The sequence below is a fragment of the Pseudophaeobacter leonis genome, from assembly GCF_002087335.1.
Taxonomy (GTDB): Bacteria; Pseudomonadota; Alphaproteobacteria; order Rhodobacterales; family Rhodobacteraceae; genus Pseudophaeobacter; species Pseudophaeobacter leonis.
In genome coordinates this window covers 22,825-29,454 of record NZ_MWVJ01000071.1, presented here as the reverse complement: position 1 = coordinate 29,454, position 6,630 = coordinate 22,825, and the positions used below count along the sequence as shown (strand labels likewise).

Below are 6,630 nucleotides of genomic sequence, written 5' to 3'. Positions count from 1 at the left end.
GGAAACGCGATGACAGCCCTACCCTGACCCCAACAAGAGTCGCGGTTCACGTAGCGCTCACAGTCGTTACATATCAAGAATACATCCATTTTCGCTAGCCTTGTTCTAAATGAGTCAGACAAGAATTATGATCGTTGTTCCCGCATTAAAAACTGAACGCTTGTTGTTACGCCGTCCAACCTTCGAAGATTGGCCCGATTTCCGGGATCTGATGAAATCGGAACGATCCGTGTATATGGGAGGCCCCTTTTTAACTGTGCATGCCTGGGGCGATTTTTGTCAGGGGATCGCTCAGTGGCAAATGTTCGGTTTTGGCAGTCTTTCGATTGAGGATATTTTTACAAATAGATATGTTGGAAGGGTCGAGATTAACTATGGCCCGCGCTGCCCGGAACCAGAGCCCGGCTGGCAAGTTTTCGATTTTGCAGAGGGCAAGGGGTATGCATTCGAAGCAGCGACTGAGATGCGGCGTTGGGCATTTGAAGAGCAAAAAATGCAAACTCTTGTGAGCTACATCGACCCTCAAAACCAGCGTTCCCAGAGGCTGGCGGAAAAGCTTGGGGCTGAGCTTGATGAAAAAGCAGAAAAACAGGACCCGGATGATTTGGTGTATCGGCACTCACGAAGAGGTTGATCTGAGGTAGATTCCGGCCCTCTAGAGAATTCAGCCTAACCGTTCCCACAAGGCTTTTTAGCCCTTCGATATTTGAGGTCTACGGGCTGCCAAGCCTTGTTTCTGTTGCGTCATGCGGTGACGTTTCTGCTTTGCACGGCCAGTGACATTTCTGAATGGCGTTTACATGAAGAGACAACGAACGCGCGCAGGTGCAATTATTTAGGGCCGCAGTGCATTGGCGAGCGCTGCCAGCAGGTCTGCGCGCCGCACCGGTTTCATCAGCCGGGTGTCGTCTGGATTTAGCTCGGTGCCCTGCAGTGTCGATTCACTGGCGTATCCTGACATGAAAATGACCGGCAAATCAGCTCTGAGCTGTTTGACCGCGCTTGCCAGATGCGTTCCCTGCAGCCTGCCCGGCATCACGATATCCGTCAGCAAAAGATCAAATGTCGGATCTGCCTGTAATATTTTGAGGGCCTCGTCGCCGGAGGTGGCGGCTGTCACGCGATAGCCGGCGCGGGACAGCATGGCGACCAAAGTATCGCGCACTGCTACCTCATCTTCGGCAATCAGCACCGACCGGCCGGACCCCGACAGGCCTGCCTGTGATTTTTCCGGCCTCGCGGGTTGTTCCTTTTGCGTCGTAACCGGGAAAAACAATTTGAACGTGGTGCCGACACCGCGCTCGGTGGCGACCTGGATGGTTCCACCGGATTGCCGCATAAACCCGATTGTCATCGACAGGCCCAGACCGGACCCAGAGCCAGGAGGTTTTGTGGTGAAAAAGGGCTCGAAGACCGAGGCGAGGTCCTCTTCCTTGATGCCTTCTCCGGTGTCACTGACAGAGAGCACCACATAGCGACCCGGCGCCAATTCGTCTTTTCCAGCACCAATGATCGGCTTATCTATGTACAGATTGGTTGCCTCAATGGTCACTTTCCCATGCCCTGCCATAGCATGCTGTGCATTCAGGATGAGGTTCAGCAGGGCGCTTTCCAATGAGCTGCGGTCGGCAGCAACGGGCCATAACCCAGCAAGCAGCGATGTCTCAACTGATACGGTTTTTGGCAGGGTGCGCTCCATCCAGCTCTTGGCTTCGCGCACCACAGTGTTGAGATCCAGAACCTCTGGTGTCAGCCGCGCTTTGCGGGCAATGGCCAGCAGGTTCCGCGTCAGGTCGGCACCGCGAAGCGTGGCGGTGGTCGCAGCCCTGTCCGCGCCTTTTGCCGTGACGGGTCGGCTTCATCTTCCAGCAGTTCCAGCTTGCCCAGAATGACGGCCAGAAGTTTTTTGAAATCATGCGAAATCCCCCCGGTGAGCTGCCCAATGCTTTCGCTTTTTTGGGCGCGAAACGCGATTTCGCGCTCATGTTCGATCTGCTTTAGTCCCTCGACCTCGCGGGTAACGTCCAGAACCAAAGCCTCCAGTTTGATCCGGCCAGCCACAGATGAGGACCCGCCATGGTAGTCCAGCCATCGCTTTTCTCCATCCTGCCTGGTGATCTGGTAGCGATGTGAAACCGGGTCGCCACTGGCGATGCCCGCCTCCAGTGCTGCGGTGAAATCGGGAATATCGGCAGGATCATGGGCCTCAAAGAACAGGCCGGGATTGGCATAGAACTCTTCATCTGTGTGGCCCCAAATGAACTGACATTTTGGACTAATGTAAGTCAATTCAGGGGCTTGTCGGTCGGTCACATCGACCTCAAAGACAACACCCGGCAGGTTTTCGGCAATCACGGCCAGGCGCTCGATGGATTCCTGATGTTGTTGTTTGTCCGCACGGATGCGTGTCTGGTCGGAATTCAGCCCCGTGATGCGAACCGCCCTGCCCGTTTGATCACGTTCTGCGGTCCAAAATCCCCGGATATAGCGTAGCGTTCCATCCGGGTGGATCATGCGATAGTCGACCCAGTCCGTTTCTGCCTCGCCGGAAAAGGCGGCTCTTACGTCGGCCTGCAGACCGGCCAGATCGTCTGGATGGACCTTGTCGGCCCAGACCTGCATCGGCACCAGGCCGGGTTTTTGATTTAACCCGAGAATGGCAATGGAGCCTGCGTCCAGGTTGATATTGGGCTCGCCGACGTTGAACTCAAACAGGCCGATTTTTGTATGCTGTAGTGTAAGGTCCAGTTGTTTGGCGAGTTTACGGGATCGCGCGGCCTCGGTTGCAAATGTCGCGGCGTAGTTGAGGATCAGCCAGGTCAAAACGATGGAGATGGTTCCTACAGTGGCGAATTTCAACGCGGTCTGCAGGGTGATAACGTGACTGCCAGCCGCTGGAGGAAGGGTGGTGACGACCGCAAGAGGCACAATGAAATGTGCCATGTATCCCACCACAATCATGCCAAGGGCGGTTCGGGAAATGGCGGGCCAACCCTCTGACGGACGCAGCGCACGCACAAGAACGCCAATCAGTGGCAGCACCAGATTTAGGAAGAGGGCCAACCCGGACAGAGGCCCTTCCTCAGAAAGCTTATAGGCCGCGCCGAGAGTTCCAGTAATGAGGCCACCAATGGGCCCGCCGAGGTATCCGGCAAAGATGAGTGGGCCGGCCTGGGCATTGAGCAACACCCCGTGCGGCTCCAAAACATATGAACTCAGCCCCAGCGAAATCACCAGACAGCCGCAGACCAATCCTATCAGCGCTTGCCGTGCGCGTTTACGGTCTTTCAAGGCCTCGGAGACGAAGATTGCATAGGAGAACACGCCCAGCAAAAGCAGAGAAGACAGGCTCTGAAGAATTGCAGCGAACATTCAACCTCCATTCGGCTTCGCCAGACTTTGTGTTGGCATGCCAGACGACAGCACCCAGACGACAGTAAAGTGGCCAGCACCGTCTCGACAGGCCCCAGCTACAGGCCCCACCTTCGGGCTCAGGCTACAGGCTTTGCGCTCTTTGATCACTTTGGCGTTTGGAGAGTCCTGCGCGCATTCAGGTAGTGCGGTTACGCAATTCGGCTAGGGGCTGGCGCGCTTTTGTTGTGTCGGCAGCTCTATTGCTGCGTTATCACAGGCTGTTTTGGGACTACACAGGCGGGCCGAGGCGGCGATAGGCGCCAGGGGTGATTTCGGGCCACCGGCGAAAAGCGCGGGGGAAATTTGCCGCCGAGGCAAAGCCGATATCATGGGAAATTGTCTCGATGCTTTTGAGGCCGCGCGGAAGGTAGCGCATGGCAATATCACGACGCAGCCCATCCTTGATGGCCTTAAACGAGGTGTCTTCGCCGTCCAGCCGCCGGATCAGGGTGCGGGGCGTCAGGTTCAGCGCTTGGGCTGCATCCCTGAGATGAAAATCCAACCGGTCCGCCCGCAGCAGCATTTCGCGGAGCCGCAACGGCAAGGCATGTGCGCTGTAGCTGGTGAAAATCCAGTCACGCGGCTCGCGCAGCAAGAACTCCTGCATTTCTGCTTCGCTGCGCGAAACCGGGACATCGCCAAGCTGTTCGCTGAAGACAATTGTTGAATGGGCCTGACCAAAACGGATCGGCGCGGGAAAAAGCACCGGATAGTCCTCGGCAAAACCGGGGCGGTCAAAGGCAAAGCCAACCTCGGACAGCGGCAGTTCACGCCCTGTCAGCCAGGAAGCCACCCCATGCGCAAGTTTCAGCAACAGGAGATGGCCAAAGCGTTGCGGTGTGGCCGTGCCGCGCGGCACCAGATAGATGCTCATGCTGTCGCCTTGGCTCTCAAATACCAGCTGGAAATCGTCCAGCAGCAGGTTCCAGAAAGAGGTAAAGCGAAATAGTGCTGCAGACAGCGACGAGGCCCCCCGCATGGAACTACACAGGTGTTTCAGAGTGCCGGAGCGGATCGGCCGGCTCCACAACCCCATCATCTCGTCGCCGGTTTGCTGGGTAACCAGCTGGTACAGGCGCACGATCTGGTCGTGGGTGACGCGGGCGCCCGGTTGCACCCTGCTGGCCAGCCCGATGTCGTCAAGAAACCCGGCCAGCTGTTGCGGCGGGCACTGGCTGCGCAGGGCGCAGAGCCAGTCCTCAAGAAAGGCGCGCGACACGGTTGGCAGGATAGATGAGCTCTGTTCGGCAATCATAGGGCGGCTTCTAGCCCGGGTTTGTCACTTTATGCAATGTTGTCGTCGGTATTGGAGATTGTTTACGTCAATCGGGTTGCGTATCTGGCAGTAATAGCAAGCCCAACAACCCAGCCTCCTGTGACTGAAACTCCCGTGAAGGACACGCCTCATGACCTTTGATGCCCCCGTAAAAGATATGCTTTTCAACATTGAACATCTCTCGGGGTGGGGCGAAATTGCCGGGCTGGAAAAATACGCGGCTGTTGAGCTGGACGATGCGGCGGCTGTGCTGGAAGAGTTTGCCCGGTTCTGTGCCGAGGAAATCGCGCCGCTCAATGCCTCGGGCGACCAGGAGGGCTCACATTTTAAAGAGGGCCGGGTTGTGCTGCCCAAAGGATTCAGTGCGGCCTACCAAAAGTTTGTCGAGATGGGCTGGCAGAGCCTGCCGCATCCCGGAGATTTTGGCGGTCAGGATTTGCCGCGTTCTGTTGGGGCGGCGGCCACCGAGATGCTTAACGCGGCCAATCTGAGCTTTGCCCTGTGTCCGCTGCTCACCGATGGCGCCATCGAGGCGCTGCTGACGGCTGGCGATGACGCGACCAAAGCGACCTATCTGGAAAATCTTGTCAGTGGCAAATGGACCGGCACCATGAACCTGACTGAGCCTCAGGCCGGCAGTGATCTGGCGCTGGTGCGCAGCCGCGCCGAGGCGCAGGCGGATGGCAGCTACCGGGTCAGCGGCACCAAGATCTTTATCACCTATGGTGAGCACGACATGGCTGAGAACACCGTGCATCTGGTGCTGGCCCGCACCCCAGACGCCCCGGCGGGTGTCAAAGGCATCAGCCTGTTTCTGGTGCCCAAATTCATGGTCAACTCTGATGGCAGCCTTGGGGCGCGCAATTCTGTCACCTGCCAAAGCGTCGAGCACAAGCTGGGCATCAAGGCCAGTCCAACTGCGGTGCTGGAATTTGACGGAGCGACCGGGGTTTTTGATCGGCGAAGAGAACGCCGGCCTCAGCTATATGTTCGAGATGATGAATTCGGCCCGCTACGCCGTTGGTCTGCAGGGCATCGCGGTGGGAGAGCGCGCCTATCAGCAGGCGCTGGCCTTTGCCAAAGAGCGCGTGCAAAGTGCGCCGGTTGATGGCTCGACCCGCGAGGCGGTGACCATTATCCACCATCCCGATGTGCGCCGGATGCTTATGCGGATGCGCGGCTTGACCGAGGGCGCCCGCGCCATGGCCACCTATGCGGCGGGCTGTCAGGATATGGCGCGCCACGCCCCTTCTGAATCTGAGCGACGTGACGCCAAGGCAATGTCCGAATTCCTCACTCCGCTGGTCAAAGGTTTCAGCACCGAAAATGGCGTTGAAGTGGCCTCGCTTGGGGTGCAGGTACATGGCGGTATGGGCTTTATTGAGGAAACGGGTGCTGCGCAGCATTACCGTGATGCCCGCATCCTGCCGATTTATGAGGGCACCACTGCCATTCAGGCCAATGATCTGGTTGGCCGCAAGACCCTGCGCGACGGTGGTGCCACCGCCCGGCGTCTGTCGGGTTTGATTGCGCAGACCGAACAGCAGCTGTTGCAGGGATCAGATCAGGCAAAAGCGGTCGCCACCCGGCTCAGGGCTGCGCGCGAGGCCTTTGATGACGTGGTCAGCCATCTGCTCAGCCTCGACAAAAGCGAAATGCCAGAAGCCTTTGGCACTGGTGTGCCCTATCTGATGTTGGCCGGCAATCTGGTCTCAGGCTGGCAGCTGGCGCGTTCCTTGCTGGTGGCCGACGCGGCACTGGCGCGCGGTGAGGACCCTGAATTCATGGCCGCCAAGATCGCCACCGCACCGGTTCTATAGCGACCACATTCTGTGCGAGGCCGCAATGCAGCGTGCCCGGTGTGTGGACGGCGGCGACAGCCCTGAGTGCTGCCCTTTTGTGAACACGCTGAACCGCACCGCCATATTCCAAAGACGACC

At 58.0% G+C, this 6,630-nt stretch carries 6 protein-coding genes; 3 read left to right on the top strand and 3 right to left on the bottom strand.

All coding sequences use genetic code 11. From position 1 onward, the window contains the following. The first annotated feature begins 127 nt into the window (after positions 1 to 127). Positions 128 to 634 carry a GNAT family N-acetyltransferase gene (locus B4968_RS15675; RefSeq protein ID WP_083100407.1) on the top strand — a complete coding sequence of 169 codons (507 nt, stop codon included), beginning with the start codon at positions 128 to 130 and terminating at the stop codon, positions 632 to 634. A gap of 201 nt (positions 635 to 835) precedes the next feature. Here the strand turns inward: B4968_RS15675 and B4968_RS15670 are convergent, their stop codons facing one another. The 3 genes from B4968_RS15670 to B4968_RS15660 all read right to left on the bottom strand — a co-directional run bounded on the left by B4968_RS15670 (position 836) and on the right by B4968_RS15660 (position 4,669). After that, a complete protein-coding gene (locus tag B4968_RS15670; protein ID WP_083100406.1) occupies positions 836 to 1,723 on the bottom strand; it encodes an ATP-binding protein in 888 nt (295 codons plus the stop codon). Between the two features lie 65 nt (positions 1,724 to 1,788). Further along, entirely contained in the window at positions 1,789 to 3,372 is a 1,584-nt protein-coding gene (locus B4968_RS15665) for a PAS domain-containing protein (protein WP_083100405.1), read from the bottom strand. Between the two features lie 271 nt (positions 3,373 to 3,643). Continuing rightward, entirely contained in the window at positions 3,644 to 4,669 is a 1,026-nt protein-coding gene (locus B4968_RS15660) for an AraC family transcriptional regulator (RefSeq protein ID WP_083100404.1), read from the bottom strand. A 151-nt stretch (positions 4,670 to 4,820) separates the two neighbouring features. Here B4968_RS15660 and B4968_RS25295 point away from each other — a divergent pair, with 151 nt between their 5' ends. After that, positions 4,821 to 5,798 carry an acyl-CoA dehydrogenase family protein gene (locus B4968_RS25295; RefSeq protein ID WP_277620951.1) on the top strand — a complete coding sequence of 326 codons (978 nt, stop codon included), beginning with the start codon at positions 4,821 to 4,823 and terminating at the stop codon, positions 5,796 to 5,798. Then, positions 5,686 to 6,510 (top strand): acyl-CoA dehydrogenase family protein, encoded by an 825-nt coding sequence (locus B4968_RS25290; protein ID WP_338153287.1) that lies wholly within the window; start codon positions 5,686 to 5,688, stop codon positions 6,508 to 6,510. The genes B4968_RS25295 and B4968_RS25290 overlap by 113 nt, the downstream gene beginning before the upstream one ends. Positions 6,511 to 6,630: the final 120 nt, after the last annotated feature.

Excerpts from the sequence above, each read along its gene's own strand:
- B4968_RS15675 (WP_083100407.1), top strand. The coding sequence starts at position 128 with ATGATCGTTGTTCCCGCATTAAAAACTGAACGCTTGTTGTTACGCCGT.
- B4968_RS25295 (WP_277620951.1), top strand. The coding sequence starts at position 4,821 with ATGACCTTTGATGCCCCCGTAAAAGATATGCTTTTCAACATTGAACAT.
- B4968_RS15660 (WP_083100404.1), bottom strand. The coding sequence starts at position 4,669 with ATGATTGCCGAACAGAGCTCATCTATCCTGCCAACCGTGTCGCGCGCC.
- B4968_RS25290 (WP_338153287.1), top strand. The coding sequence starts at position 5,686 with ATGATGAATTCGGCCCGCTACGCCGTTGGTCTGCAGGGCATCGCGGTG.
- B4968_RS15665 (WP_083100405.1), bottom strand. The coding sequence starts at position 3,372 with ATGTTCGCTGCAATTCTTCAGAGCCTGTCTTCTCTGCTTTTGCTGGGC.